This window comes from Herbaspirillum sp. ST 5-3, from assembly GCF_004804275.1.
GTDB lineage: Bacteria > Pseudomonadota > Gammaproteobacteria > Burkholderiales > Burkholderiaceae_D > Noviherbaspirillum.
The window spans coordinates 69,740-92,551 of sequence record NZ_STGI01000017.1 but is presented as its reverse complement, the minus strand read 5'-3'; the positions used below and the strand labels follow the sequence as shown (position 1 = coordinate 92,551).

Here is a 22,812-nt window from a genome sequence, read left to right as displayed (position 1 = left end):
TCATGCGGGTTTCCCGTGTGAACAGTCATGTGAATAGGTGAACAGCTACTCGACCTCCACCTGGTCGTACACATGCCGGTACTTCTTCAGGTCCTTCTCGAACAGCGATGAGCCGCCTTCTACCCACTCGGAAAGCGTCTTCCCTTCAGGCGGCTGCGCGACAATGTATGCCGTTCGCTGTTTGGCAGCGCTGGCGCCGAGTTCATACTTGACCAGCTTGCGAACAACCTCTCCTGCCGCCATGCGTTCGACGGCACCGCCAAAGATCGTTTGCGACGGCGGGAAGCGTTCACCATTCAAGTGGCACCATCGCTGAAAACCCTGATAGAGCTGCATCGCCGAGCAACAGACAAAGGGCAAGGGAATCAAACCCTCTTTCCATTCGAGATAGAACCGCTCAGGCGCGGAAAGGCCGAGCGTGATCAAATTGCGCTTGGCCTGCGTATCAATCGGCTTCGTGTGCGGATTGAAGTCCCCCATGTCCAGCTCATTCATGAGGAAGTTGTAGAACCCTTGAATGCCACCACTCTCCGCCTGTTCTGCAACTGCCCGGTAGTAGTCCGCATCCTTCTTGGGTGGTGTCCAGACAACCAAATACCGACGGTCTGTTTTATCCAGGGCGAGCGGCTGCAGCTCATTTGAAAGAAAAATGAAATTGACGTGATTTGCTTCGTCCCGACCCGGTAGATTCTTGGGATTGATCCGGATCTCTTTGCCGGAGATCATCGACTTTAGCTTGCCCTTCAGTTGCTTGAGCTCGTTGCGCGTGACCACCTCATCGCAGATCAGCAGCAGCTTCATGGATGCCCACTCATTGAACTGGCTCTCGATCTCGGCGTTCGTGATCACGCCGCCATACTCCCCATACATCGAGCGCACCACATGCTCCCAGAACAGGTTTTTTCCTGAGCCCTCATCGCCGTGCATGATCACGGACGACGCCATCTTTGCGCCAGGGTGACGCAGCGGATATGCGATCCACCGCAATAGCCAGAAGAACAGATCTTCATTGCCGTCGCACAAATGCAGAAGCAGGTCGAGGATCTTGTCGTACGGCGCCACCTTCGGCTCCACGGCAAAGCCGTTGTAGAGATTCACGACAGTCGGATCATCCACCGCACGCGTCGGATCGAATACCAGGCGGTTGAAGTTGATCATCCGGCGATCACCATTCCCAAGCCAGAACTTCACCGCGTCGCTGCCATATGCGTAGCGCAGATCCGTGATCTTGATCTGGAGTCTGTTGACGCCATCCCACGCCGTATTGGTCCCATAAAGCAAGACAAAATGTTCCAGCAAGTGGTCGACCGCAGCCCAGAAGGCGGCGCCACGTCGCTTGTTCTTGCTCTTACCATCGCCGCCATCGTCATCAAGGAACTCGGCGTCATGATCTGGCCCCTCCCCCACCCATGCAGGAACGCCGGGGCCGTCACCCCCCGGCACTTCTTCGCTCTCGGGGGCCGGGGTTTGGTCAGCGGCGGCCGGATCAGTCGGTCCGCCCGCGACGCCATCACCCGCCGCACCGACCGGCGACCGCGCTTCTCTCTCAGGGGCAGGGGACTTTGGACGCGGCACAGGCCGCTCCGCCGCCTGACGCGGCGGCCGCCAGTTGTGATCCTTGGCCAGCCCGAATATGGCGCCGGCAGTGACCGAGACGCCGCGTGCCTTGAATGACTTCCAGTGCGTTTCCAGATCGCTGGCCCCGCCGTACTTTCCAGATGTGCTCGACCAGTCGTCCCAGACCGAAAACCCTGATTCCCCAAAGGACGTGTATAGCGCCATTCCGACCTTGATCCAGATCGCGTATTCATCCGGAGGAATAGCGGTCAGCGCCGACATGATCCGTGCGCGCTCTTCAAACGGCGTGCGCGTCCGAGGCCCGGAGTGTGGCCCGGATTGCGCTGGCGGCGTACTGCTACGTGCCTTCATCACCAGGTCACGCATGCGATCAAGTGTTGCGGCCGCAATCGGTGTGACAACCAACGGAAGGCCTCCATACGGTTGCCCGGTGAAGGTAAAGAATTGGCTGCTACAGAACACCTCAAGACCGATCTTGTCCGACTTGAAGGTATCGGTCTGCCCCGACACAATGATGTGAACACCGGAGCCCGAAGGCGAATACTCGGTATAGGACAAGCAGGATTGAATGAGCTCATCGGCCGTCGGCGAGATCTCCCCGGTGTTGAGGTCAATACACTTGTCGATATCGATGCCAATCAAGCCATCGCCGGGCAAAAAGGCAAAGCCGACACCGGTGAATCCCTTTTCTACCATCGCTGCGATCGCCACATCAAGCGTCACCAGCTTGGCCCTGTCCTTGTCATCGCCCTGCACGCCCCAACGCTTGCCGCCGCCTGCGTAATACGGGACTTTGAGCTTTTTTCCGTCCGGCTTTTTCGGATTAACCTCGAAGCGCCAGATCAGCCATTGCGGCCGATCTTTCAGCTCCTGCGGAATTGCACTCGCGTCAAATGTCACGCTGCCTTCTCCTCTTCGTCACGACGAAAAGGCACGCGCTCACCACCCATCACCGACGGCATATTCCGATAATCCAGCGCACCAGGTCGCCCCTGTCCGAAACTGAGGTGCTTCTTCACATCGAGCGCCGGCGGCGTTGCGGTTCCGGTGCGCGGCCTTGGCAACAGACTCTGGTATCGCTCCACCAGCAGACGCCCCTCTTTCGTGATCTCCAGCGTTTCACCCGTCTTGCGTTTCGCCAGATGCGCGAGGCCGCGCTCGAGCAACGGCTTGGACGCAATCTGATGAAAACGCGGCGTTGATCTGAATTCCGTCCACAAGGCATCGACCAGCTGCGCGATCGTCGCCTTGCCACCCAATTGATAAAGGCGCATCAGCACCTTGAATCCGGCGCTATCCGGCGCCATTGCATTGAGCTTTGCCATTGTTTCTCCCAGGTCGTTCTTGTTAGTCAGATCGTCGTGCGTCAGCCAGGCGGCAACTCAGGACTGGACCATGCATCCGTTTTCGGCGGCGCGTGCACGCATCCGATCGCGCAGCTCCGCGACCGCAGCCAGCGCTTCTTGCGCTTCACGCTCCATCTGATCCAGCTCGGCGGCTGTCACCTTTCCATCGGCGAGGGACATCGACGTCGTCGCCGCCAGGTCGCTGAATTCCTTCACTGCCCGGCACAGCGAGTGCGTCAGATCCTCGTCCGACAGGTGATCAACCGTCGGCAATGCGATGGCGATCATCCGGTGCCGCCAGTTCTTCGCATGCAGGGGAAGCAGCGCGTCCTCCACCTTCGCCTCCTCGCACAACTCCATGATCAGAGACTCCTCTTCATTGGTGACGTGGTGCGTGCCAATACTCGGCCGCAGCTTGTTGCGCAGCACGTTGACCGACATATTCATGCGCTGCGAAAGCGCCTCAAGGCCACCCGGATATTTGCGGGCGGTCATGTACAAGGCATCGTGCTGATTCATCGGTGAATAACGCAGGGTCACGGTAAACCTCTCTTTCTTTGGCCGTCGCGCATAAATTGCCAGACAGCTATTCTTGACTTCAAACAAACAACAACATCAAAACGGGCGGGAGTCCCAACGTGCTAAATTTCAGTTCCCCAACATCAATAAAGAACAAAGGAACCCCCTATGAGCGGCGACGCTTCATGGCTGATCGAAGCCATCGAACAACGGAAATTGGTCCAGCGGATGCAGCGGAGTCAGGTGACTCTGTTCGAGCCACAGGCATACGTGCGCGTCGCGGGAGGCAGAGATGCCTTGATTGCCTATCAAGTGGAGGGGGAAACCCGACACCACGCCGCACCGCATCAATGGTTCGTCCTAATACTGGACGCAGAGGCCCTGGTACCCGATCCCAAAAGGCGATTCTCAGCCGCCCGGGAAATCCCTCCCAACTACCAAGCTCAAATTCAGAAGCTCTACTTGCGGGCGAAATCGAAATAGCCGCTGGTCCGCACTGGCAGTCGTGGACGATCTCGTCGGCGAGGCAGCCCTGGCACTGCCATATGGTCAGCGAATGGACCGGGCAACCACGGGCATGGCCATACCAGCAGATGCCGGCGTCACGCACCGTTTCGCACTCATCACAGAAGCACAGGTATTCCCAATGCTTCGAAATCAGTGCCGGCCAGCGCGATGGGAACAGCTGGTTCCGCAAGCTCTGCAGATCGCGGGTAATCTCGCCGCGCTTCTCTGGGCTCGGCATCCTGCCCTCATGGGTCCAAAAGTTATCAACCGTCGGCTTCATGGGATTTATGCAGCGGAAGGAGCTGACCAGGCGTTCATGCGGCCTCCTGCTCGGTAGACGTGGATTGCGTCTCGGCATCGCCGTAAATGCCTTGCATGGCGAACTGCCCTGCCAATGCATTCTCTTGCGGCACATTGCGCGACGCGCGGATATAGGCCCAGTCAACGTCCGGACGCAGCGACTCGCATGGCACCGCGCCACTCGACTCTCGTTCAAGTGCGATACATAGATCCGCGCCGATCTGCTGGTTAATGCTGATTGCTTTGCGCAAATAGCCCTCTGTGGTTCCACAGGCTGTTACATAGCGTGTCCGCTGCTCTTTTCGGAGGGAATTTAAGTAGATGCGAAGGGTTTCCATTCGGCTACATTACCAAATGGTAATTCGCCGGTCAATACCTTTTAGTGATTCAGATATCGAAAGTTAAGCGGCACACTCGGCCCTATATGGACATTCAAGACATTCGTCGCGCCCGGCTTGCCCAACTTATCCAGGAACGGTACGGATCACAGGCCCAATTCATTGAGCAAACCAATGAGAATCAAGGGGAAGTTTCCGCCCTGCTCAGAGACAAGTCATTTGGCGAGAAAAAAGCTCGGAAGCTTGAGAAGAAATGTGGACTTCCCGCGTACTGGCTAGACGGCGACATGGCACCAATCTCGGCATCGACGCAGGCAAGGGAGGTGGCACGCGCATTCGACCTGTTAACTCCCAAACAGCAGGGAGCCGTAATAACCATGATCGAGAGCTATGGCCTCACCGTCACACGGCATGAGGCCGGCACTGCAGCGGAGCAAGAAAGTAGCAAATTAGAGACCCGGGCGATCACCTTATCTACAACGCAGATTACAGGCCAAAAACAAAGCTTTGGCTCTTCGTAGTCGCGATATGCCAATGAATATGATAATAAATTATTTTCCCGCAAGAAATGCCATGCATATGGGAGGCAGCTCTAAGCCGTATACGATTTAATGGAAATTTTTAAGCCTTGAAGACCACCATGTCCATGGGAAACTGTCGAGAATGCGGTAAAGAGACAAGCTCCGAGGCAACGAATTGCCCGCACTGCGGCGCACGGAAGCCAGTGAAAAATGGAATTAGTCCCACAACCGCTGCTGGCATTTCCATCGTTGCCCTCTTTATAATTTTTAATATCCTGCCGACACCGAGCGGCAATGTGCAATCGCCAACGCCCACTTTTACTGCAGCGCACACCACTAGTCCTCAGACGGCAACAGCCGTTACCGACGGCAAGACTGCATCTGCGCCCCATGACGCGAAAAGCCCTACCGCGACGCCTCCAGAGCCGTTCAAGCGTCTAAGCCAGTGGGACTACCAAACATATCAAGACGAGATGTCAGGGAAGCTGGCACAAACAGCCGCCGTCACCGCGAACGAGCGTCTCTCATTCCGTTTTCCCTACAACGGTGGATCATTCGCCACACTTTTACTTAGAAAGCACCCGCGCACCGGCACCGATGTCATATTGATGGTCGATAAAGGGCACTTCCTGTGTAACAGCTATGATGGCTGTTCGGTCAGCATCAAGTTTGACGACGGCAAACCGGTACGCTACTCTGCCAACCCCCCCGCCGATCATAGTAGAGATGCATTGTTTCTCAAGCCAAAAGCAACGTTGATTAGCGCAATCAAGCGTGCAGGTACAGTACGCATTGAAGCCCAGTTCTACCAAGACGGCAACCGCGTCATGACCTTCCAAACAGAACACCTTGACTGGCCAAAGTAATTATTTATTAAGCTAGGCTCTGCTACTTTTCAATAGCTCCCGACTGCCCCAGGTCGCAGTACGCAATACCCATCTAGCCCGCTTTCCACCATCACGCCGGCGACTTAATAGTCGCTACCCCGGCGGAAGAACCGCCTAGCTCGTCAGAAAAAAGCCGAAAAATCGCCCTTTCCGTCGCCGGACGCAAAGCAGCGCAAACATTTTGCGCATTAAATTACCAAACGGTATTGACTTGAAAATTACCGTTTGGTAATCTTTGCTTCGTCGTAACCTTTATTGACGGAGCGCAAGATGGAAACTGGCAAGCAGCAGAAGTACCTTGTCCCGGCCGGGACCGTCATCATTACCGGCCCGCAGGGCTGCGGAAATTCCCGCAATGCCCAGATACTGGCTTCCCACTACGGCAAGCGCCGCGTCATCGACAACTGGACGATCGGCACGCCGGTCCCGTCCGACGCGATCGCGCTCACCACGGAAACCCGCCTGATCAACGCGATCAGCTTCAAAAATGCCCTTCGCGCGGCTGGACTCGGCGCGGCGAGAGGTTTCGCATGAGCGCGGATTCCATCACCCTGCCCAGCATTATTCGAAGCGCCCATATTCGAGTGTCCGTCTACCAGGGAAGCCAGCGCAGTCTCAGCGCTTCTCTGTTCACCAAGCAAAACGGCAAGATGATCGCGTACCTCGGTGTGGCGCCGGCCGACGAGTGCCGCGTCCTCTTCGATGATGGAGGCGACGCAACTCTCTGGATCGGTCACGCCGCCCTCGATATTCCTGTGGTGGACGCACAACGCGCTGCAGAGACCCTTGAGATTCGCCTTGTCGACGAGCGCGTTGCACCGGAGGCCAAATGAAAGCCTTCCGCGTCACGGTACGCACCTCTACCAGCTCCACTACCTTCTACGCGCTCGGCAAGACCAGCGCCAGCGTCCACGCCGCCGCTGAAAAGCGCTTCGACCAGCCCTGCGGCATCACCGTCATCCACGTCAGCAAGGAGCGAGCATGCCATTGATCCAAGTCGATACCATGTTTGCCGCCGGACCCGTACGCGTTCGCGCCAAGGCCGCGGATCCGCATGAGGGCCTGCGCGGCCACGCTTATATCCAGGCACGCGCGCTGAATCAGCCGGTCTCGCGCATTCCGGGCCCGGATATGGAAGCGGAGGTCATGAACATCCTGGCACACGCCAAGAAGTGCACACGTCTGCACGTCATTGTCGCCAGCCCTCGCGTCAAACGGGAGGCCAAATGATCGCCACTGAACTCCCGCTCGATCTGCCGGACGGCGGCGCGACCCTGGGCAAGGTAGCGCCAATCCTCGCGCGCGTCACAGATCTCGAAGCGCGCAGCCGCGTGCTGGCGCTCGATCGGACTCTCACCGACATGGCGCACCACGGCTATGAAATCGGCACGCCGGCGAAGGCCCGTCAGGCGACCCTGTACACCTATGCCGAGTGGCATATCTCCATCAAGCACGCCGGCGTCCGGTGTGTTCTCTCTTTTTTCGTCAACGAGTTTATTGAGGTCCCACATGGACAACATAGCCGCAAGCAGCGCTCTACTGCAGCCTGCCGTCGATAGCCCGGTCATGAACCTGGACGACTGCATCCTCACCTATACCGGCCAGTACGTGAACCTGCGTAACCCGGCGCCGGCGACGATCAACATCATCGACATTGCGCACGCACTGTCGCAGATCAACCGCTTCGGCGGTCATACCCGACGCTTCTATAGCGTCGCACAGCACAGCATCCTCGCCTCGCAGCTTGCGCCGCTCAAATACCGTCTGCACGTCTTGCTGCACGATGCCGCCGAGGCGTACTTCGGCGATATGGTCCAGCCGCTGAAGATCATGACCGCCAACCGCGAATACCGCGAACTGGAGAGCCGGATGCAGGCGCGCATCTACGATCGCTTCGGCCTCGATCCTTTGCTGTCCGACGAATGCCGCATGTGCATCCATGAGGCCGACCACATCATGCTGGCGACCGAGCGCCGCGACCTGATGGCACCGGAAAACACCCCCTGGCCGATCCTCGACGGCATTCGTCCGCGCCCCGGCATCATCAGCCCGCTCAACGCGCAGACCGCCGAATCGACCTTCCTGAGCCGCTTCAAAGAGCTGGCGGGCTCGCTATGAACGCGATCACTGCCATTGTCCGCGGCGAGCACGTCCAGTTCGTCAGCGACGACTCCGACCTGTTGACAGGCCATGTCCTCGACGTACAGAGCCATATTGGCAATGGGCAGAAATTTGCCGTCATCGAGATCGATCACGCCCTGCCCGGCATCGTCTATTCCGTCCCGCTGGACCGGGTCTCCAGGATGCCCGCGCCATGAAGTGGTTTCCTTCCTATCGCGCGCTTCCGATTTCCACCGTCGGCGAAATCCACGCAGATTTTGTTCGCTTCAACAACGACATCCGGCGGCCGCTCAATGACGAACAGGTCGCAGAACTCGGCATAGGGTATCGGATGGCCTTTTCCATGGTGCTGGCAGGCCAATCGACCGCTGAAAACTGGGCGATGATTGTCTGCTCGCTCAACATCGGCTTGATCCTTTCTGAGTGGGGCATGGGCATCGAGCATTGCGATCTGTTCAAGGCTGCACTGGAGGGCGCCTCGCGCGCGAAATATCGCGGAGACAAAACCGGCAAGTATGGATTCGACGGCGCCGCCATTCAGGCCATTCAGGACGCCTTTGACGTTCATGAAGCGCAAATCCAGATCGCCACCAAGCGAGACCTGGTCGCCGCCGTGAAAGAAGTCCACCGTCGCGCAGAAGCCGGCATCGCCTATCGGGAGGCCGCGTGAAACGCCCCGCCATCGATCGCCGCATCCATCGCTGCGTGATGGTCTACCCATCCGGCGAGCGCGAAGTCATGCACCGCCATACGCACCAGCTCAATATCTGGATCCAGGCAAACAAGACTTTCCATCGTGCCGCGGCGCTGTTCGTCGACGGCAAGTGCCGGTATCCCGGCCACCTTCCCGGAGCGACGCTCGAGGACCTCAAGCGTGAGCTCTCCCACACTCACCTCAAGGACCCATCATGAAACGAGCAGACCAAATATTGAAGTTACTTGTCGACAGCGGCGACGCAAAAACCGCCAAGCAGATTGCCGACGCGTGCAATACCGTGCCGCAGAACATCGGATCGGTATTTGCCGAGCTGTGCGCCGCGGGACTGCTCACGAAAGCGAAGAACGCCGCCGGCGACCAGGTGTATGAAGCGACTGATGCCGGCCGCATACGTGTCGCTGAGCCCGGGTTCGGTACCGAAGGCCGCGCAGCGCCGCGCGCAGCTGGTGTGCCAGCCATGCAGCCGTTGAACATGGGCGTCTTCACCAATGGCGAGCTGCATATCGAAGCCAACGGCAAAAAGCTTGTGCTCACCAAAGCGCAAACCAACGAGCTGGTCGAGTTCATCTGCTCGCTGCCCAACAAATTGTTTTCTGATCGCCAGGAGCGCCCGACGCTGGCCTCGCTTCCATCCCGCGTGATCCGCTCCGAGTAATCGGCGTCTCGTTCACTGAACCCATTGAAGGAGAAATCCATGAATGCACCTGAAACACACATCGCGGCGCCGCTGTTCGGCATCATCCCGCGCACGCACATCCGCCTTGGTATCTGGAACCCGCGCAAGCGCATCACAGAGGCCGAGCTGCAGGAGCTGGCAGAATCGATTCGCCTGCATGGACTCATGCAGCCGATCCTGGTTCGCCCGATCGCGGGCGAAGACGATATGTACGAGCTTGTTTTCGGCGAACGCCGCTTCCGCGCGGCCGAAATCGCCGCACTGGATGGCATTCCGTGCCAAGTGCGCGTGATGACCGACAAGGAAGTCCGCATCGCCCAGAACATCGAAAACCTGCAACGGCAGGACGTGCATCCGATCGAGGAAGCCGAGGGCTACGAGCTCTTGATGCGCGAGGACGGCTACACCGCCGACCAGCTGGCCGAGGAGACCGGCAAGAGCCGGTCCTACATCTATGGCCGCCTGAAGCTCTGCGCGCTCGCGCCGTCCGCGCGCGAGGCATTTTACGACGGCAAGCTGTCCGCATCTGCTGCACTGCTCGTCGCACGCATCCCGGTTGAAAGCCTGCAGGAGCACGCCACGCAAGAGATCCTCAACGATGGCGATCCGATGTCCTACCGCGCTGCCGTCGAACATATTCAGGAGCGCTACATGCTCAACCTGGACCGCGCTCGCTTCTCGATCAAGGATGCGAAGCTGGTCAAGGAAGCCGGCTCCTGCGAGGAATGCCCCAAGCGCACTGGCAACCAGCCGATGATCTACGGTGACGTCAGTGCAGACATCTGTACAGACCCGAACTGCTTCGCCTCCAAGAGCCGGGCGCACGACGACAAGGTGCTGGAGAAGGCACAGAAAAAGGGCATTCCCGTCTATGAGGGCGAGGAGGCAAAAGAGTTTCTTGACGATACCGAGCTCGTCTCCACGGACGATCGCCTTTACCAGTTCGAGCGCAAAGTTGATCTGACCGCCTACAACAAGTTCATCGAAGACGTCCTGCCTCCCGAGCAATTGCCGACGCCGGTGGCATACGTTCGCATCGATGGCAAGGTCAAGCCGATGTTCGAGCCGACCGCCATGCAAGTCGCACTCGAGAAAGCTGGCGTTTGCGAGAGCGAAGAAGCTATCGCAGCACGCCAGGACGCCCAGCGCGCGTCAGTCGACCCGGCCAAGGCTGCAGAACAGGAGGAAAAGAAACGCCAGCAGGAGGAGACGCTTCAGCGCAAAGCAGCGGCCGCCGATGCAGAAACGAACGTGCGCGTGACCGCATACCGCAAGATCCGCGAGGCGTTCAAGTCCGGCCTGCCGGTTGCTGCATGGCGCGTGCTGGCGAAAGAAATGCTGATCGACCATAGCGCCCCGAACACCCTACTGCCCGACGTCTATCAGTGGGAGAGGAACTCTGATGAAGACACCATCGCCTTCATCGAGCAGGCCTCTGCCGAGGAGCTGCAGTTGCTTGTCATGGACATGATGTTCGGCAATACGCTGTCCGTGAATCAATGGGAGGTCCACGAAGATGGCGGCTTTGATGACGAGTCCGAGGAATACCAGGCATTCATCGCCCTCGCAGCCAGCGCCGACGTCGATATCGACGCGTTGCGCACTGAAATGTACCCGCCAGAGAAAAACGATGAGCCCACGGAAGCGCCGAAGAAAGCCAAGGCCGGGCGCAAGAAGAAGACCGACACCACCGAAACACCGGATCCGGCAGTCGCATGGCCATTCCCGACAGGTGTGCGGCCATGAAGAAATTCAACTTCCTTGAGCGGCGGATTACCACCAACAAGGTCGCCGCCGAGCTCCGCCGGCAATTCCCGCAGCGCTCCGCGACATGGATCAACGCCAGGGCCCGCCAGTTGTCTGGAACGGACGACATCACTGTTGAGCTGCGCGCTCCGCAGTGTGCTGGAACTTCATTGCGAGGCCATGAATGAGCCCGCGCTACTGGATGGTCCTGCGGGATCCGCCGCTCTCGAATGGAAAGGTCGGACTGTCTCACGCGCCACGTTTCATTCACGAGACGCGCGAGAGCGCCGAACAGGAAGCGGAGCGGCTTGCATGCACACACAACGAAAGTTTCCTCATCCTGGAAGGCGTTGCCTGGGTCCATCCGAAACCTTCGGCCGGCGTGCCCGGTCTCCCGCTAATGGTCCCGCAATACGAGCGATTTGGAGATTGACAATGAAGTCATCGATATCCACCACGAATTTTATTTTCATGGCAGGCAGCATGGACTATCTTTCCGGCGCCGGAGATCGCCGGTTCCTTTTGGTCAATCTGCCCAGCTCGCGGCCGAAGAGCGCGATCGTCTCCAGGCTTTCCCGCGAGCCGGAATTTCCCGGCTTCCTCGCGTCAATCGGCTACAACACCGTCGACCAGGAATCGATCATCGCCGCGATCTGCGAGATCAGCGAGATTACCAGCCGCGCCGAGCTCGACCGGGATCCCGAAGCCATGGCACGTTTCGAAGAGCGTATCGGCATGCCGTACGCGTCCTATCGGCTTCGCCTGACTGCAGGAGGCGCCCGATGAAGATGCGCCAAGCCAAGCGCGCTAAAAACGCTCGCCATGCCTCCCATGTCGCCTGGTGCAAGCTGATGAGCGAGATCATCGCGCGAAACTTTGCACGGGTCATCGATGACGTGATGTGCCGTGTTCTCTATCGGATTTACCAGCCCTACATCGATATTTGCGCGGAAGTCCGCGATGTATTGACCAAGGCGTGGCAGGAAGCCGCGCAAATGAAGGAACAGCCATGAGTCTCGTCACACAAGCATTCATCGTCGAAAAGTACGGCATCCGCCTCAAACTGGAGCAGCTTGCAGAGCTCCTCGGCGTGACTAAGGGCGCGCTGTACAACCAAATTAGCGCCGGCACATGCCCGATCAAGACCTACGTTGATGGCGGCAAGCGCTGGGCTGATTACCGCGACGTGGCAAAGCACCTGGACGAGTGCAGGGAGCTGGCAGCATGACGCGCGACGCTTTTGATCATTGGTATAACGGCCTATCACCGGCGATGAGGCGGGCCATGGGACCAGCATGGGCCGTGTGGAACGGCTGGTTTGCCTGCGCAAATTCCATCCAACTACAGGGAGCTGGCAGCATGAAACGCGACGAAATTTTTGCAGCAGCCGAACAGGCCGGCCTCATCTATCGGCAAGGCAGCAGCGTATTCCCTGCCATCAAGGAAAATGTCGACACGGGCGCCGAACTGGTGAAGTTCGCAGAACTGGTGCGCGCTGACTTGCTGGTGGCGCTACAGGAGGTCAGAGCATTGGCAGAGAAGTGGAACAAGGACGCTATCGACACTGGGTTCGCCATGAGTGACCCGGCCTACGAACTGTTTGAGGTTCTGGACGCCGAGCACCACCGTCCTGCCACCGCCGCAGTTAATCAAGGACCGAAAGCCTATTGCAGAGCGTGTCAGGAAGCGGGCATGTCGCATTGCGGGAATTTTGATGAATGCGACGGCGCTACCTGCATCACATGCGATCGTCCGCTCAACAGTCCTGCTGCTATGGGCGCAGGCGATCAAGCTATCCATCAAGCACGCGGTTGTGTTGCGCAGGCGGCGCAGAAACTTGAAACAGCGCACCACTGGACGCAGTGCCGCGCCTCCCATGAATCGATTTTGCCGGTGATTGCTGAGGCGCATGATTTCCTTGTCTGCGCATCCAAGCTGATGCCGCGATACGGTAAGCCCGCCAATGTTGTGGCGCTGCGACCGACCGCCAAGGGCGCGACAGGTCACAACGAATAACTGACTTTTAACAGGGACACTTATGAAAATGAATATCAACGTAGGAGAGAAGGCGCTGGTAACAGTCGATAACTGGTTTTATGCGCCTGATGGCCGTCAATATCGCGCGGTGTTCGGCACGGTGCGCGCTATTCGAACGTCCGAGGAATCGCTTGGCGTGAAAACGAATGCGAAAAGCACGAACTGGTATCTGGAAATCGGAAACATCACCATCGCAGGTTGCCAAGTGCATTATGCACTGCGTACCGATGAGTGCCACACCGGCTACACAAAGGACTGGATGGCATCGACGGAACATGGCTTGAAGGAATACAACAGGCCGTCCGCAATTTATGACGCCGATACACCTACCACCAGCGATGCCGCATGAAGTACATACCGACACCCGGCCCGCTCCCCGGCGAGCAGTGGATTCCGAGCAACGGAACCGTTGGTTATTCGTTCCTTGAAAACGAGTGCGGCAACTGCGCCAGAGACAAGTCCATGCGTGAAGGCGCCCCACTGGACGAGTGCGACGACAACGAATGCTGCCCGATCATTGCAGCGTCGTTTCGCGGCGAGGCAGTCGAGTGGCGCGAGATGCCTGATGGCGAGGTCAAGTGCCTCAAATTCGTGCCTGCTGGTCAACCGATACCGCCAGAGAAGGATGAGCGCACCATCGATATGTTTGCGGGACAGCAGGGCGCTTAACAGACAACCGCGCCGGCCGGCCGCCGGCAATATATCAACGGGAGTCACATGGACAACCAGCACAAACTTATTAAGGGATACCGGGACCTCTCCGCCGAGGAGATCGCTCTGATGAACGAGATCAAGGCCAAAGGCGAAGAACTGCGCGCCCTGGTCGGGAAAATCGGTCAGCTCATAGAAAAGCCGCTGCCGGAAATTACAGAAGGCACTGGCGAACTGGTAGCAGGCCTGGCCGTATCAGTCGAATACGAAGCCGACGACCCGATGTACTGGCTTCGCTACGCTGAAAGTTCATTCCGCTGCGGCGTCATGTATGCGGTGCGCGCGGTGGCACAACCGACCAGTTACTAATCGCACGGCCTGCTGCCGCAAAGGCAGCAGGTCACTCCACCGGCTCCTGATTTTTTTCATTGGCTTCAGCTGGCCGATGCAGATCCTCCGGCTTCAAATTGGTGTACCTGCGAAGGTGCCGCCAGTCCTTATGCCCAGTCACCAGGGCGACCTGCTGAATCTCATAGCCCGCCTCGAATAACTGCGACGTGCCCTCATGCCGAAGGTCGTGGAAGTGCAGATCCGGAATGCCAAGCGCGTCGCACGCCTCCTTGAAATACTTCGACAGCGTCTGCTCGTGCACCGGGAAGATCCGCTCATTCTCGCGCGACTGGCGCTGCACGATATCCCAAGCGTCGCCGAGTAACGGAATCCACTGATCGTTGCCCTTTTTCTGGCGCGGGTCCTTCCGATCGCGGATCTGTATCAGCCGCTTTTCCTCATCAAGGTCAGACCATAGCAGCCTGACGATCTCGCCGCGCCGCGCGGCCGTGGCGATCGCAAAGCTGACGGCATCGGCATAGACCGCGCCGCGGCCCTGCTGCAGCTGCTTGACCAGTCGCGTGACCTCGTCCTCGGTCGGCCGACGCTCGCGCTTGCCACCACCGCCGATCACGCCCAGGTGATTCAACAGCGGCCGTGCCTGGCCAACGACATCCGGAAGCGCCAGCCTCATCACGGCGCCGGCATACCGCATCACCGTCCCAAGCTTGCTGATCTCCATGTTGATGGTGTACGGACCAGCGCCCTCCTCACGACGCATCTGCGCGTAGTCGACAAGATCCTGCGGCGTCAGTGCACCGGCACGCTTGTCACCCAGGCCTTCGTTCAGCCGCTTGAGCATGTAGTGTTCATTGGCCGTGTCGGCGATCGGCCGGGTCTGATCGCGCAGTTCGCGATACGCCTGTATCACTTCACTAAGGCGAAGCACTCCGGGAGCTGCTACAATCTCGCCTCGGTCGATCTCGGCTTCGCGCTGCCGGGCCCAAGCCTCCGCCTTCGCTTTCACAGGGAAGGTTTTGCAGAGCGTCTTGTGCCCCTTACGTCGTATCAGCGCGCGCCAGGAATCACCGACCTTGGTAATGCTTGCCATGTATCACTCTCCGTATCACTTTGTATCACTGACGTTGTGAAACGGAATTATATAGAATGAGTGCTACAGAGTGAGAACAGGCAATAAAAAGCGTTAAAATAAGCGTCCCTCGCCGTAGTTCAATGGATAGAACGAGTGCCTCCTAAGCGCTAGATACAGGTTCGATTCCTGTCGGCGGGACCAGTTTCAGCCTTGGCAATTCCGGCCAAATCTCAATCCCCCGTCTTTCGCTGACCTGACACAATCGTCATTGCCCCCCCCGTGCGCAATGATGAAGCTCAATATCTGCGCGTTAGTGGATAGTAGTATGGCTTGAGATCATTCTCACCAAAGTTACTCATGTCGACAACAGATGACCGGAACGTTCCTCTTCCCGAGGCTGCTGATTCCACTGCTCCGGAGCAGGATTCCATCAAGGATGAAACCGATATGCCCGAAATTTCATCGGAGGTTGCAAGGAGGGTTCATCTGCTGGGCAAGTTGATCATTCCACCTTCTCGCCCCTGACGCCACGGCTCAGAAACGTCAAATTTACCCACATAAACTGTGGTCAATTCTGTGGATAAGATCCGGCATCGATGCCTATGTTCATGATCCGTAAGGGAATTCTTTCACTGATGAAAATCAAGGCAGCGCGTTTGCGAACGCCTTGCCTTGTTATGTCGCCACGGAGGATGTGATGAACAGATATCCGAAAAGCTTTGCGAGCGTGTCTTTGCTTGCCTGCTTGATGCTGGCCGCGCCCGTGAATGCAGCGCAACGCCACTCGAGCAAAGCCGACGCGCAACAAACAACCGAAGACCTGACTGCGCAGTCCCGCTACAAGACGGCCAAGAAGGAGGCCAATGCGGCGTACAAGGAAGCGCTGGCCGATTGCAAGAAGATGCGCGGTGCCGAGCGCACGACATGCATGAAGGAAGCCAAGGCCAATCTTCAAAATGACTTGGCCGAAGCGAAAAAGACAATGAGCAGCGGCGAGTAACCCCGGCAATAATTCCCGGTCGACGCAGCGGCGGTGGACAAGGTACCGCGACCCGCATATATTGCGATTTCCGTTTACATTGCTCGCAGGAAACCTGACGAGTATTTTCCCAAGGAGATCGCATGAAACTGGTCCGCTATGGCCGCCCCGGCAAGGAAAAGCCCGGCTTGATTGACCGCGATGGCAAGCTGCGCGACTTGTCCACCATCGTCCCCGACATCGGGCCTGATCAATTGTCGGCCAAGGCCTTGGCGAAGCTCGCCAAACTCGACACTGCCAAACTTCCGCTGGTTCGCGGCACGCCGCGCTGGGGCGTGCCAGTTGCAGGGGTGGGGAAATTCATCGGGATTGGCCTGAACTACTCCGACCACGCTGCCGAGGCGGGCATGCCTCTGCCGAAAGAGCCTATCGTGTTCATGAAGGCCACAACCTCGCTTTCCGGCGCAAATGATCCTGTCATGCTCCCTAAGGGCTCGAAAAAATCCGACTGGGAAGTCGAACTCGGCGTCGTGATCGGCACGGTGGCACGCTCGGTATCGGAGAAGGATGCATTGAATCATGTGGCGGGCTATTGCGTCGTCAATGATGTGTCCGAGCGCGAATATCAGTTGGAACGCGGACCGCAATGGGACAAGGGTAAAGGTTGCGATACCTTCGGGCCGGTCGGTCCCTGGCTGGTAACGCGCGACGAAGTTCCGAATCCGCAGCGGCTTGATCTCTGGCTGGACCTGAACGGCGAACGCGTACAAACCGGCAACACAAAGACGATGGTTTTTTCCGTCGCGAAGATCGTCAGCTACGTCAGCCGTTTCATGACGCTGATGCCCGGCGACATTATCGCTACCGGCACTCCGCCGGGAGTGGGCATGGGGATGAAGCCGCAACGCTTCCTGAAGCGCGGCGACTCGCTGTCGCTCGGCATCACCGGCCTGGGCGAGCAACATCAAGCGGTCATCGCCTATCAGGCAAGTTGACACACATCGGCTGCGGTCAAATTTGACTGAAACGCACGGCATCATCGAGACCGGGAAGAATTAGAGACGCCGCTCTAATTCTTCCGAATCATTTCCCTCCCCGCTTCTTATCCTCCAGATCGCCTGCCGAAAACGGCCTTGCCGCTCGGTTTTTCATAGACAAAGTGCGCTTCGTTTGCCTGGCGATGTTCACTGCCGTGAGCGATTTCGGCCTAACACGACCATTGCGATTTTCGCAATTAATTAGAGGAATGGCTCTAGCCCGTCCAATTGATGCTGCACCGCGAACTGTGGATTAATGCAAGCACAACAAAAATCAACAAACCCATCCAATTCAAGCAAGGGAGACTTCACCATGCGCCTCATGCGAGTCGTGTTGGCTGCAACGCTATGTGCGTTCAGTCTATTGTCCTCAGCTGCACATGCTGCCAGCGAATATGCCAAGACCAAATATCCGATCATCCTGGTACACGGTGTCGCGGGCACTTCCAAGTATTTTGGCGTGATCGATTACTGGTGGCAGATCAAGAGCGACCTGACCTATTACGGCGCGAATGTCTACGTAGCGAATCTCAATTCTTTTGCGGGCGAAAACCTGCGTGGAGAAAAGCTGCTGGAAACCATGCGCGCTGTGATGATTCAAACCGGCGCAGCAAAAGTCAATCTGATCGCGCACAGCCAGGGCGGCCTGACTTCGCGCTACGCCGCGGCAGCGATGCCGGAAGCCATCGCCTCCATCACCACCATCGGCACGCCACATCGCGGCACGCATCTCGCCGATTGGATCGCAAGCACGCCCACGATTTTTCAGGATTTCCTTGCCGGCAGTGCTTCGCTCGCGGGTGGTTTGCTCGATTTCCTTGTTGGCGACCCGCTACAGCAGGATCCGTTTGGCGCCTTGCGTCTGATGACGCAGGAAGGGATGGTGAATTTCAACAGCCAGTTTCCGTCAGCCGGCCTGGGACCGAACTGCAGCACCAGTGGTGCTTCGGTGGACGTGAAAAACGGGAATGTCCAAAGGCTCTACTCCTGGACCGGCAGTTCGGGCGGCACCAATATCTTTGACGCCCTCGATCCGCTACTTGTACTCGGCGACTGGACCATCCGCCTGCGCGGCGGCGGCAGTAACGACGGCATGGTGCCGGTATGCAGCGCGCGTTTCGGCCAGGTGATCGGCACCTACGGCTGGAATCATGTGGATGAGATCAACCACCTGTTTGGATTGCGCGGCCTGTTCACTGCGGATCCGGTCGTTGTCATTCGCACGCACGCCAATCGCCTCAAGCAGGCTGGCGTTTGATTGATCGAGACTGACATCCGACATGAAGCGGAATCCGGCTGAGAAGACTCGATCGGTCACGGCAAAACGGCTGACGGCGGCGATCGCAAGTGCGCTCGTCGTCGCGCTGCTTGCGATCTATTCCGGCAAACCGGATGAAAAATCCGGGCCGGCAGCGAATCGCATTGTCGCAACAGAGCTCTCTGCCCGATTCGGCCCCGGCGTCTGGACGGAACCAGGACCCGGGAAGAGTGCCATCCCGCCCGAGGCTGTCGATACGGATACCGAGGCGCCGGACGGACTTGCCATCACGGGAGATCAGCATCTTGTGATCAACAAGGCACTCAGAGATATCGCGGATTATTTTTTACTTGGCGGCCATCTGGGCGAACGCGATCTGCATATTGCGAAGTTGCTCGCCCACTTGAAATCCCGTTTGCCTTCGCCTGCATTTGAAGAGGCGGAACGGATTGTCCGGAACTACGTGACCTACCTCGAAGCGCATGACAAGCTTCTTGCGCACGATCCGGTTCCGCGCCTTTCACCGGACAGCCCCGCCCTGTCGCCGGATGTTGATCGGATCAATTCGTGGCTGGCGCAGCGAGCGCGATTGCGACAGGAACTGCTCGGTATCGAAATCGCGGCAGTATGGTTCGGCGATGAAGATGCGAACGATCGCCAGGCACTGGCAGCACTGCGGGCACGCGCCAACGGGAGAGCGCCCGTTACTGCAATCGTGGACCAGGCGCATGGCGCTGACAATCTGCAGGCCCTGCGCGACCAAGGGGCTTCGATGGAAACGCAACGCGCCTTCGTGGCGAGCCGCTTCGGAGAAGAAGCGGCAGTACGCTTTGACGCAATCGAGGGCAAGGAGCAGACGTGGAAAAGCCGCTATGCCGAATATCGACGCGCTGCGGAAAGCATCCTTCGCCAGCCTGGCCTTGATTCGGCGGAGCGCATGCGCCAGATTGAAGCGCTACGAGAAAACTCTTTTACAGCGGAAAACGAGCGTGTGCGCGCCCGCAACCTGGATACCTTGCCGGCGCAGCAACTCTAGGCTCCTATTCTGCATCCGGTTGATTCGCCGGCGCGGCCTTGGCGAAGGCATCGAGCGCGAGGCAGGCTTCATTGATACGCATAATGGTCGGCATGCCCGAGAAATCGCAGTCGACGCGGCGAGCGTTCGCAATCTGAGGGATGAGGCAACAATCGGCCAGCGACGGCGCATCGCCATAGCAAAATCGTCCCACGCGCTTGTCTCTCGCCAAGCTGGCTTCGATCGCTGTCAGCCCTTGTTCGCACCAGTGGCGATACCACGCGTTCTTGTCGTCTTCACTGATTTTCAGATCTCGCATCAGATAGCGCAATACACGCAGGTTGTTCAGCGGGTGAATGTCGCAGGCAATGGATAACGCGATGCCACGTACGTAGGCACGGTCGACCGGATTCTGCGGCAGCAGGGGCGGCGCGGGATGCATCTCGTCGAGGTATTCGATGATGGCCAGCGACTGTGTCAGCACCGCCGGACCTTCTTGCGCATCATCGATCAGCGCTGGCACGAGCGCATCCGGATTGAGCCTGCGGTAGGCGGGGGCGAACTGCGCGCCGCCGTTCTTGATCAAATCAATCGGCACCGTTTCGAACGCCAGTCCTTTCAAATGCAGTGCAATGCGCACCCGGTAGGATGCCGAACTGCGGAAATAACTGTAGAGCTTCATGGCACGATTCCCCCCCCCCAATCCCTACTAGACGATCTTCACCCGCAAGTCACCGACGTTGGCAATCGAAGCTTCCAGCAAGTCACCTTGCTTCACGGCGGCAACGCCTTCCGGCGTGCCGGTAAAAATCAGATCGCCGGGCTGCAAAGTGTAGTACTTCGACAAATGTTCGATGGTTTCCGCGACATTCCAGATCAGCTTTTCAATGTTGCTTTTCTGGCGCGATGCGCCGTTGACGTCAAGCCGAATTTCGCCCTGCGTAATCGCACCAGTCTCAGCGATCGGATGAATCGCAGAAATCGGCGCAGAGAAGTCGAACCCCTTGCCAGTGCACCATGGGCGGCCCAGTTTTTTCGCCTCGCCCTGAAGGTCGCGCCGCGTCATGTCGAGGCCGACGGCATAGCCCCAGATATGCTGCACGGCATCGGCCGCCGCAATATTCTTTCCACCCTTGCCGATAGCCACCACCAGTTCGATCTCATGATGCAGGTCATTTGTCATGCTGGGGTAAGGCATTTCTCCGATCGTTCCGTGCGCAACCGGCAAAACCGCGTCCGCCGGCTTCATGAAAAAGAAAGGCGCCTCGCGACCGGTAGCCCCCATCTCTTTCGCATGCTCAACGTAGTTGCGGCCGACACAGTAGATGCGATGAACCGGGAACATGACGTCACTACCAGAGACAGGAACGACGGCAGTTTGAGGCGGGAAGGCAAATTTCATATTGGGCTCCTTGGTTATCTGGATGCGCCCCACAGGGACCGATGTCGGCGAGATCATGGCAGCCGGCACAGCACGATGCGAGTTCATCGTCTTGCGGGCGCGTGCGATGTGGAGTGCGCAGTCGATTATGCCATTGCCCGCGCGAACGCGCGCACCACACCTTGGCGCTCCGCACAAAACAAAACCGCCTTGTCTGCAAGGCGGACAAGGCGGTTGTTGTTCAATCGCGTTAGCATGCCGATCGCGGATCAACCCTCGCCGAGATAGGCTTCCTTCACCTTCGGGTCGTCAAGCATGCTCTTCGCTTCGCCGCTCATCGTGATCAGGCCGGAATCCATCACGTAGCCACGATGCGCAGCCTGCAGTGCCAGTTTCGCATTCTGCTCGACCAGCAGGATGGTCACGCCTTGCGCCGAGACCGTGCGCACCACTTCGAAGATCTTCTCCACCATGATCGGCGACAAGCCCATCGACGGTTCGTCAAGCAGCAGGAGTTTCGGATGGCTCATCAGCGCGCGGGCCATGGCGAGCATCTGCTGCTCGCCGCCCGACAAGGTGCCCGCCAGCTGCGAGGACCGCTCTTTCAGGCGCGGGAACACCCCGAACCATTTGTCGACATCAGCCTGGATGCCATCCTTGTCGTTGCGGATGTAGGCGCCCATCAACAGGTTTTCCAGAATCGTCATGCGGGTGAAGACTCCGCGGCCCTCCGGCACCATGGCCAGATGTCTTTTCACCAGTTCAAACGAGTTCGTGCCGTTGATGGATTGGCCGCTGTAATGGATCTGCCCTTCCACCTTGCATCCGGGCAGCGTGCCGGTGATCGCCTTCAAGGTGGTGGTCTTGCCTGCGCCATTGGCGCCGATCAGCGTGACCAGCTCGCCTTTGTTGACTTCGAGATCGATGCCCTTGACGGCTTGAATTCCGCCGTAGGCGATCTTCAGGCCGCTGACCTTCAGAATATTTTCATTCATTAATGAGACCCTCCCAAATATGCCTCGATCACCGCCGGGTTCTTTTGCACCTCGGCCGGCACGCCTTCCGCGATCGGTTTGCCGTAATCCAGAACCGTCAGGCGGTCGCAGAGTCCCATCACCAGTTTCACGTCGTGTTCAATCAAGAGAATCGTCTTGCCTTCCGCTTTGATCTTCACCAGCAGTTCGCGCAGCGCGAGTTTTTCAGTCGCATTCATGCCTGCCGCAGGCTCGTCCAGAGCCAGCAGTTGCGGATCGGTGGCCAGCGCGCGTGCAATTTCCAGGCGGCGCTGATCGCCGTAGGACAGGTGGCGCGATGTGCGGTTGGCAAAGTGCGCGATACCGACGAAATCGAGCAATTCCAGCGCACGACGGCGGATTGCTGCTTCTTCCTCGCGCGCCGCCTTGTGGTGCAGTACCGCACCCAGAACGCCCTGATGCGTGCGCACGTGGCGTCCAACCATCACGTTCTCCAGCGCAGACATTTCGCCAAACAGGCGGATGTTCTGGAAGGTGCGCGCGATGCCGGCCTTGGCCACTTCGTGCGGAGCCGACGGCGAATACGGTTTTCCTCCCAGTTCAAAAGAACCGGTGTCCGGTTGATACAAGCCGGTAATGACGTTGAAGAAGGTCGTCTTGCCGGCACCGTTCGGTCCGATCAGACCGTAGATCTGGCCACGCATGATCTTGACGCTCACATCCGAGAGCGCTTGCAGGCCGCCGAAGCGCTTGTTGACACCTGCGATATTCAGAATGATTTGTTCACTCATGGAATTTCC

The 22,812-nt window shown here is 58.2% G+C and carries 36 protein-coding genes and 1 tRNA gene; 28 read left to right on the top strand and 9 right to left on the bottom strand.

What is annotated here, in order from left to right; all coding sequences use genetic code 11:
- Window positions 1-45: 45 nt before the first annotated feature.
- From E6W33_RS24265 to E6W33_RS24255, 3 genes are read right to left on the bottom strand one after another with little or no spacing between them, the layout of a single operon-like run.
- Window positions 46-2,478, bottom strand: a complete 2,433-nt coding sequence (locus E6W33_RS24265; RefSeq protein ID WP_168798745.1) for a DUF5906 domain-containing protein — start codon at window positions 2,476-2,478, stop codon at window positions 46-48.
- Window positions 2,475-2,903, bottom strand: coding sequence for a hypothetical protein (locus E6W33_RS24260; RefSeq protein ID WP_136419956.1), 429 nt, complete (start codon window positions 2,901-2,903; stop codon window positions 2,475-2,477). Before E6W33_RS24260 ends, E6W33_RS24265 begins: the two co-directional genes overlap by 4 nt.
- A gap of 57 nt (window positions 2,904-2,960) precedes the next feature.
- Window positions 2,961-3,464 (bottom strand): phage regulatory CII family protein, encoded by a 504-nt coding sequence (locus tag E6W33_RS24255; protein ID WP_247869772.1) that lies wholly within the window; start codon window positions 3,462-3,464, stop codon window positions 2,961-2,963.
- Between the two features lie 147 nt (window positions 3,465-3,611).
- Between E6W33_RS24255 and E6W33_RS24250 the strand changes: the two genes are divergently transcribed.
- Window positions 3,612-3,926, top strand: coding sequence for a hypothetical protein (locus tag E6W33_RS24250; protein WP_136419955.1), 315 nt, complete (start codon window positions 3,612-3,614; stop codon window positions 3,924-3,926).
- 338 nt (window positions 3,927-4,264) lie between these two features.
- Here E6W33_RS24250 and E6W33_RS24245 read toward each other — a convergent pair whose 3' ends face one another.
- Window positions 4,265-4,588, bottom strand: coding sequence for a YdaS family helix-turn-helix protein (locus tag E6W33_RS24245; protein ID WP_136419954.1), 324 nt, complete (start codon window positions 4,586-4,588; stop codon window positions 4,265-4,267).
- Between the two features lie 86 nt (window positions 4,589-4,674).
- Between E6W33_RS24245 and E6W33_RS24240 the strand changes: the two genes are divergently transcribed.
- The 22 genes from E6W33_RS24240 to E6W33_RS24135 all read left to right on the top strand — a co-directional run bounded on the left by E6W33_RS24240 (window position 4,675) and on the right by E6W33_RS24135 (window position 14,314).
- Window positions 4,675-5,109, top strand: coding sequence for a hypothetical protein (locus tag E6W33_RS24240; protein WP_136419953.1), 435 nt, complete (start codon window positions 4,675-4,677; stop codon window positions 5,107-5,109).
- Between the two features lie 107 nt (window positions 5,110-5,216).
- A complete protein-coding gene (locus tag E6W33_RS24235; RefSeq protein ID WP_136419952.1) occupies window positions 5,217-5,975 on the top strand; it encodes a hypothetical protein in 759 nt (252 codons plus the stop codon).
- Window positions 5,976-6,266: 291 nt separating this feature from the next.
- Window positions 6,267-6,530: a hypothetical protein gene (locus tag E6W33_RS24230; protein WP_136419951.1), complete on the top strand. Its 264-nt coding sequence runs from the start codon at window positions 6,267-6,269 to the stop codon at window positions 6,528-6,530.
- Window positions 6,527-6,829, top strand: a complete 303-nt coding sequence (locus E6W33_RS24225) for a hypothetical protein (protein ID WP_136419950.1) — start codon at window positions 6,527-6,529, stop codon at window positions 6,827-6,829. Before E6W33_RS24230 ends, E6W33_RS24225 begins: the two co-directional genes overlap by 4 nt.
- Window positions 6,826-6,987 (top strand): hypothetical protein, encoded by a 162-nt coding sequence (locus E6W33_RS27160; protein WP_168798744.1) that lies wholly within the window; start codon window positions 6,826-6,828, stop codon window positions 6,985-6,987. Before E6W33_RS24225 ends, E6W33_RS27160 begins: the two co-directional genes overlap by 4 nt.
- Window positions 6,978-7,226 carry a hypothetical protein gene (locus tag E6W33_RS24215; RefSeq protein WP_136419949.1) on the top strand — a complete coding sequence of 83 codons (249 nt, stop codon included), beginning with the start codon at window positions 6,978-6,980 and terminating at the stop codon, window positions 7,224-7,226. The genes E6W33_RS27160 and E6W33_RS24215 overlap by 10 nt, the downstream gene beginning before the upstream one ends.
- Window positions 7,223-7,555, top strand: coding sequence for a hypothetical protein (locus E6W33_RS24210; protein WP_136419948.1), 333 nt, complete (start codon window positions 7,223-7,225; stop codon window positions 7,553-7,555). The genes E6W33_RS24215 and E6W33_RS24210 overlap by 4 nt, the downstream gene beginning before the upstream one ends.
- The gene (locus E6W33_RS24205) at window positions 7,506-8,114 is read left to right on the top strand and encodes a hypothetical protein (RefSeq protein ID WP_168798743.1); all 609 of its coding nucleotides are present in this window, start codon (window positions 7,506-7,508) and stop codon (window positions 8,112-8,114) included. Before E6W33_RS24210 ends, E6W33_RS24205 begins: the two co-directional genes overlap by 50 nt.
- Complete coding sequence (locus E6W33_RS24200) at window positions 8,111-8,314, top strand: hypothetical protein (RefSeq protein WP_136419946.1); 204 nt, start codon at window positions 8,111-8,113, stop codon at window positions 8,312-8,314. The genes E6W33_RS24205 and E6W33_RS24200 overlap by 4 nt, the downstream gene beginning before the upstream one ends.
- Window positions 8,311-8,787, top strand: coding sequence for a hypothetical protein (locus E6W33_RS24195; RefSeq protein WP_136419945.1), 477 nt, complete (start codon window positions 8,311-8,313; stop codon window positions 8,785-8,787). The genes E6W33_RS24200 and E6W33_RS24195 overlap by 4 nt, the downstream gene beginning before the upstream one ends.
- Window positions 8,784-9,029 carry a hypothetical protein gene (locus tag E6W33_RS24190; RefSeq protein WP_136419944.1) on the top strand — a complete coding sequence of 82 codons (246 nt, stop codon included), beginning with the start codon at window positions 8,784-8,786 and terminating at the stop codon, window positions 9,027-9,029. The genes E6W33_RS24195 and E6W33_RS24190 overlap by 4 nt, the downstream gene beginning before the upstream one ends.
- Window positions 9,026-9,490, top strand: a complete 465-nt coding sequence (locus E6W33_RS24185) for a hypothetical protein (RefSeq protein WP_136419943.1) — start codon at window positions 9,026-9,028, stop codon at window positions 9,488-9,490. The genes E6W33_RS24190 and E6W33_RS24185 overlap by 4 nt, the downstream gene beginning before the upstream one ends.
- Window positions 9,491-9,529: 39 nt before the next feature.
- Window positions 9,530-11,257, top strand: coding sequence for a ParB/RepB/Spo0J family partition protein (locus E6W33_RS24180; RefSeq protein ID WP_136419942.1), 1,728 nt, complete (start codon window positions 9,530-9,532; stop codon window positions 11,255-11,257).
- The gene (locus E6W33_RS24175) at window positions 11,254-11,445 is read left to right on the top strand and encodes a hypothetical protein (RefSeq protein WP_136419941.1); all 192 of its coding nucleotides are present in this window, start codon (window positions 11,254-11,256) and stop codon (window positions 11,443-11,445) included. The genes E6W33_RS24180 and E6W33_RS24175 overlap by 4 nt, the downstream gene beginning before the upstream one ends.
- Complete coding sequence (locus E6W33_RS24170; RefSeq protein ID WP_136419940.1) at window positions 11,442-11,690, top strand: hypothetical protein; 249 nt, start codon at window positions 11,442-11,444, stop codon at window positions 11,688-11,690. Before E6W33_RS24175 ends, E6W33_RS24170 begins: the two co-directional genes overlap by 4 nt.
- 50 nt (window positions 11,691-11,740) lie before the next feature.
- Window positions 11,741-12,043, top strand: a complete 303-nt coding sequence (locus E6W33_RS24165) for a hypothetical protein (RefSeq protein ID WP_136419939.1) — start codon at window positions 11,741-11,743, stop codon at window positions 12,041-12,043.
- Window positions 12,040-12,270: a hypothetical protein gene (locus E6W33_RS24160; RefSeq protein ID WP_136419938.1), complete on the top strand. Its 231-nt coding sequence runs from the start codon at window positions 12,040-12,042 to the stop codon at window positions 12,268-12,270. The genes E6W33_RS24165 and E6W33_RS24160 overlap by 4 nt, the downstream gene beginning before the upstream one ends.
- Window positions 12,267-12,485 (top strand): hypothetical protein, encoded by a 219-nt coding sequence (locus E6W33_RS24155; protein ID WP_136419937.1) that lies wholly within the window; start codon window positions 12,267-12,269, stop codon window positions 12,483-12,485. Before E6W33_RS24160 ends, E6W33_RS24155 begins: the two co-directional genes overlap by 4 nt.
- Before the next feature lie 131 nt (window positions 12,486-12,616).
- Window positions 12,617-13,273, top strand: coding sequence for a hypothetical protein (locus tag E6W33_RS24150; RefSeq protein WP_136419936.1), 657 nt, complete (start codon window positions 12,617-12,619; stop codon window positions 13,271-13,273).
- Between the two features lie 28 nt (window positions 13,274-13,301).
- Window positions 13,302-13,643 (top strand): hypothetical protein, encoded by a 342-nt coding sequence (locus E6W33_RS24145; protein WP_136419935.1) that lies wholly within the window; start codon window positions 13,302-13,304, stop codon window positions 13,641-13,643.
- A complete protein-coding gene (locus tag E6W33_RS24140; RefSeq protein ID WP_136419934.1) occupies window positions 13,640-13,963 on the top strand; it encodes a hypothetical protein in 324 nt (107 codons plus the stop codon). Before E6W33_RS24145 ends, E6W33_RS24140 begins: the two co-directional genes overlap by 4 nt.
- A 48-nt stretch (window positions 13,964-14,011) precedes the next feature.
- Entirely contained in the window at window positions 14,012-14,314 is a 303-nt protein-coding gene (locus E6W33_RS24135; RefSeq protein ID WP_136419933.1) for a hypothetical protein, read from the top strand.
- A gap of 31 nt (window positions 14,315-14,345) precedes the next feature.
- Here the strand turns inward: E6W33_RS24135 and E6W33_RS24130 are convergent, their stop codons facing one another.
- Window positions 14,346-15,386 (bottom strand): site-specific integrase, encoded by a 1,041-nt coding sequence (locus E6W33_RS24130; RefSeq protein WP_136419932.1) that lies wholly within the window; start codon window positions 15,384-15,386, stop codon window positions 14,346-14,348.
- 108 nt (window positions 15,387-15,494) lie between these two features.
- Between E6W33_RS24130 and E6W33_RS24125 the strand changes: the two genes are divergently transcribed.
- The 5 genes from E6W33_RS24125 to E6W33_RS24105 all read left to right on the top strand — a co-directional run bounded on the left by E6W33_RS24125 (window position 15,495) and on the right by E6W33_RS24105 (window position 19,678).
- Window positions 15,495-15,569, top strand: a tRNA-Arg gene (locus tag E6W33_RS24125).
- A 496-nt stretch (window positions 15,570-16,065) separates the two neighbouring features.
- Window positions 16,066-16,368, top strand: a complete 303-nt coding sequence (locus E6W33_RS24120) for a hypothetical protein (RefSeq protein WP_136419931.1) — start codon at window positions 16,066-16,068, stop codon at window positions 16,366-16,368.
- Between the two features lie 122 nt (window positions 16,369-16,490).
- Complete coding sequence (locus E6W33_RS24115) at window positions 16,491-17,342, top strand: fumarylacetoacetate hydrolase family protein (protein ID WP_136419930.1); 852 nt, start codon at window positions 16,491-16,493, stop codon at window positions 17,340-17,342.
- A gap of 355 nt (window positions 17,343-17,697) precedes the next feature.
- Window positions 17,698-18,642, top strand: a complete 945-nt coding sequence (locus E6W33_RS24110) for a triacylglycerol lipase (RefSeq protein ID WP_136419929.1) — start codon at window positions 17,698-17,700, stop codon at window positions 18,640-18,642.
- A 22-nt stretch (window positions 18,643-18,664) separates the two neighbouring features.
- Window positions 18,665-19,678 carry a lipase secretion chaperone gene (locus E6W33_RS24105; protein ID WP_136419928.1) on the top strand — a complete coding sequence of 338 codons (1,014 nt, stop codon included), beginning with the start codon at window positions 18,665-18,667 and terminating at the stop codon, window positions 19,676-19,678.
- Between the two features lie 4 nt (window positions 19,679-19,682).
- Here the strand turns inward: E6W33_RS24105 and maiA are convergent, their stop codons facing one another.
- The 4 genes from maiA to E6W33_RS24085 form a co-directional block, all read right to left on the bottom strand.
- On the bottom strand, window positions 19,683-20,339 hold the full coding sequence (maiA, locus tag E6W33_RS24100) for a maleylacetoacetate isomerase (RefSeq protein ID WP_136419927.1): 657 nt from the start codon (window positions 20,337-20,339) through the stop codon (window positions 19,683-19,685).
- Between the two features lie 27 nt (window positions 20,340-20,366).
- Window positions 20,367-21,059 (bottom strand): fumarylacetoacetate hydrolase family protein, encoded by a 693-nt coding sequence (locus E6W33_RS24095; protein ID WP_136419926.1) that lies wholly within the window; start codon window positions 21,057-21,059, stop codon window positions 20,367-20,369.
- A 248-nt stretch (window positions 21,060-21,307) separates the two neighbouring features.
- Window positions 21,308-22,033, bottom strand: coding sequence for an ABC transporter ATP-binding protein (locus E6W33_RS24090; RefSeq protein WP_136419925.1), 726 nt, complete (start codon window positions 22,031-22,033; stop codon window positions 21,308-21,310).
- Window positions 22,033-22,803, bottom strand: a complete 771-nt coding sequence (locus E6W33_RS24085) for an ABC transporter ATP-binding protein (protein ID WP_136419924.1) — start codon at window positions 22,801-22,803, stop codon at window positions 22,033-22,035. The genes E6W33_RS24090 and E6W33_RS24085 overlap by 1 nt, the downstream gene beginning before the upstream one ends.
- Between the last annotated feature and the right edge of the window lie 9 nt (window positions 22,804-22,812).

Excerpts from the sequence above, each read along its gene's own strand:
- E6W33_RS24185 (WP_136419943.1), top strand. The coding sequence starts at position 9,026 with ATGAAACGAGCAGACCAAATATTGAAGTTACTTGTCGACAGCGGCGAC.
- E6W33_RS24095 (WP_136419926.1), bottom strand. The coding sequence starts at position 21,059 with ATGAAATTTGCCTTCCCGCCTCAAACTGCCGTCGTTCCTGTCTCTGGT.
- E6W33_RS24245 (WP_136419954.1), bottom strand. The coding sequence starts at position 4,588 with ATGGAAACCCTTCGCATCTACTTAAATTCCCTCCGAAAAGAGCAGCGG.
- E6W33_RS24240 (WP_136419953.1), top strand. The coding sequence starts at position 4,675 with ATGGACATTCAAGACATTCGTCGCGCCCGGCTTGCCCAACTTATCCAG.
- maiA (WP_136419927.1), bottom strand. The coding sequence starts at position 20,339 with ATGAAGCTCTACAGTTATTTCCGCAGTTCGGCATCCTACCGGGTGCGC.
- E6W33_RS24175 (WP_136419941.1), top strand. The coding sequence starts at position 11,254 with ATGAAGAAATTCAACTTCCTTGAGCGGCGGATTACCACCAACAAGGTC.
- E6W33_RS27160 (WP_168798744.1), top strand. The coding sequence starts at position 6,826 with ATGAAAGCCTTCCGCGTCACGGTACGCACCTCTACCAGCTCCACTACC.
- E6W33_RS24225 (WP_136419950.1), top strand. The coding sequence starts at position 6,527 with ATGAGCGCGGATTCCATCACCCTGCCCAGCATTATTCGAAGCGCCCAT.
- E6W33_RS24205 (WP_168798743.1), top strand. The coding sequence starts at position 7,506 with ATGGACAACATAGCCGCAAGCAGCGCTCTACTGCAGCCTGCCGTCGAT.
- E6W33_RS24115 (WP_136419930.1), top strand. The coding sequence starts at position 16,491 with ATGAAACTGGTCCGCTATGGCCGCCCCGGCAAGGAAAAGCCCGGCTTG.
- E6W33_RS24210 (WP_136419948.1), top strand. The coding sequence starts at position 7,223 with ATGATCGCCACTGAACTCCCGCTCGATCTGCCGGACGGCGGCGCGACC.
- E6W33_RS24110 (WP_136419929.1), top strand. The coding sequence starts at position 17,698 with ATGCGCCTCATGCGAGTCGTGTTGGCTGCAACGCTATGTGCGTTCAGT.
- E6W33_RS24200 (WP_136419946.1), top strand. The coding sequence starts at position 8,111 with ATGAACGCGATCACTGCCATTGTCCGCGGCGAGCACGTCCAGTTCGTC.
- E6W33_RS24215 (WP_136419949.1), top strand. The coding sequence starts at position 6,978 with ATGCCATTGATCCAAGTCGATACCATGTTTGCCGCCGGACCCGTACGC.
- E6W33_RS24140 (WP_136419934.1), top strand. The coding sequence starts at position 13,640 with ATGAAGTACATACCGACACCCGGCCCGCTCCCCGGCGAGCAGTGGATT.
- E6W33_RS24180 (WP_136419942.1), top strand. The coding sequence starts at position 9,530 with ATGAATGCACCTGAAACACACATCGCGGCGCCGCTGTTCGGCATCATC.
- E6W33_RS24230 (WP_136419951.1), top strand. The coding sequence starts at position 6,267 with ATGGAAACTGGCAAGCAGCAGAAGTACCTTGTCCCGGCCGGGACCGTC.
- E6W33_RS24090 (WP_136419925.1), bottom strand. The coding sequence starts at position 22,033 with ATGAATGAAAATATTCTGAAGGTCAGCGGCCTGAAGATCGCCTACGGC.
- E6W33_RS24085 (WP_136419924.1), bottom strand. The coding sequence starts at position 22,803 with ATGAGTGAACAAATCATTCTGAATATCGCAGGTGTCAACAAGCGCTTC.
- E6W33_RS24105 (WP_136419928.1), top strand. The coding sequence starts at position 18,665 with ATGAAGCGGAATCCGGCTGAGAAGACTCGATCGGTCACGGCAAAACGG.
- E6W33_RS24160 (WP_136419938.1), top strand. The coding sequence starts at position 12,040 with ATGAAGATGCGCCAAGCCAAGCGCGCTAAAAACGCTCGCCATGCCTCC.
- E6W33_RS24165 (WP_136419939.1), top strand. The coding sequence starts at position 11,741 with ATGGACTATCTTTCCGGCGCCGGAGATCGCCGGTTCCTTTTGGTCAAT.
- E6W33_RS24195 (WP_136419945.1), top strand. The coding sequence starts at position 8,311 with ATGAAGTGGTTTCCTTCCTATCGCGCGCTTCCGATTTCCACCGTCGGC.
- E6W33_RS24130 (WP_136419932.1), bottom strand. The coding sequence starts at position 15,386 with ATGGCAAGCATTACCAAGGTCGGTGATTCCTGGCGCGCGCTGATACGA.
- E6W33_RS24250 (WP_136419955.1), top strand. The coding sequence starts at position 3,612 with ATGAGCGGCGACGCTTCATGGCTGATCGAAGCCATCGAACAACGGAAA.
- E6W33_RS24260 (WP_136419956.1), bottom strand. The coding sequence starts at position 2,903 with ATGGCAAAGCTCAATGCAATGGCGCCGGATAGCGCCGGATTCAAGGTG.
- E6W33_RS24145 (WP_136419935.1), top strand. The coding sequence starts at position 13,302 with ATGAATATCAACGTAGGAGAGAAGGCGCTGGTAACAGTCGATAACTGG.
- E6W33_RS24135 (WP_136419933.1), top strand. The coding sequence starts at position 14,012 with ATGGACAACCAGCACAAACTTATTAAGGGATACCGGGACCTCTCCGCC.
- E6W33_RS24155 (WP_136419937.1), top strand. The coding sequence starts at position 12,267 with ATGAGTCTCGTCACACAAGCATTCATCGTCGAAAAGTACGGCATCCGC.
- E6W33_RS24170 (WP_136419940.1), top strand. The coding sequence starts at position 11,442 with ATGAGCCCGCGCTACTGGATGGTCCTGCGGGATCCGCCGCTCTCGAAT.
- E6W33_RS24150 (WP_136419936.1), top strand. The coding sequence starts at position 12,617 with ATGAAACGCGACGAAATTTTTGCAGCAGCCGAACAGGCCGGCCTCATC.
- E6W33_RS24120 (WP_136419931.1), top strand. The coding sequence starts at position 16,066 with ATGAACAGATATCCGAAAAGCTTTGCGAGCGTGTCTTTGCTTGCCTGC.